This window comes from Aerococcus sp. L_32 (genome assembly GCF_050689315.1).
The window spans coordinates 1-708 of sequence record NZ_JBOEQF010000960.1 but is presented as its reverse complement, the minus strand read 5'-3'; the positions used below and the strand labels follow the sequence as shown (position 1 = coordinate 708).

Below are 708 nucleotides of genomic sequence, written 5' to 3'. Positions count from 1 at the left end.
CGTAAACCAGATACTAAATACCACAAAACGTTGCAAGATTTGGATGCCTTACATGACATTCAAGTAACAATTATGAACCAAGCATTACCATTATTGAAAAAGGGTGGCGTGATTACCTACTCTACATGTACAATTACAAGAGAAGAAAATGAAGATGTGGTCAAAGCCATTTTAGACCAACATCCTGACCTAACATTGAAGTCATTTAAACATTGGCGAGATAATCTTGATCAGTCAATAGGTGCAGATGGAACAATTGAAATCCTACCGCATACCTATATGTCTGACGGTTTCTTTATCGCCAGCTTTGAAAAAAACTAGCGAAGGAAAGTGAGCATACATGGAAATCGCAAGCAAAACTGATGTCGGTGTCGAACGAAAACAAAACCAAGACCAAGTAGGCGTTTTTTACAACCAAGACCAAGCAGCAATCTTATTGCTTTGTGACGGGATGGGTGGCCACAACGCGGGAGACGTGGCTTCAGAAATGGCTATTTATCATGTAGGAAATGCTTGGGAAGGCACTGAAAACATGACGGACGCCAATATCATTTCTGAATGGTTGACTGATCAAATCAAGGAGGCCAATGCCCATATATTTGAAAAAGCCAACCAATACCATGATTTATCAGGTATGGGTACAACAATCGTCGCAGCTGTACCATTAGAAGATTTGGCACAAGTGGTTTTAGCCCATGTAGGGGATTC

General features: G+C 40.8%; 1 protein-coding gene and 1 pseudogene. Both read left to right on the top strand.

Going from position 1 to position 708, the window contains the following annotated elements; translation table 11 throughout:
- Positions 1-321 (top strand): annotated as a pseudogene (locus ACRCJ0_RS17625) (16S rRNA (cytosine(967)-C(5))-methyltransferase RsmB); the annotation flags it as partial.
- Between the two features lie 19 nt (positions 322-340).
- A partial coding sequence (locus ACRCJ0_RS17620) for a protein phosphatase 2C domain-containing protein (RefSeq protein ID WP_431391446.1) occupies positions 341-708 on the top strand: 368 nt, incomplete at its 3' end.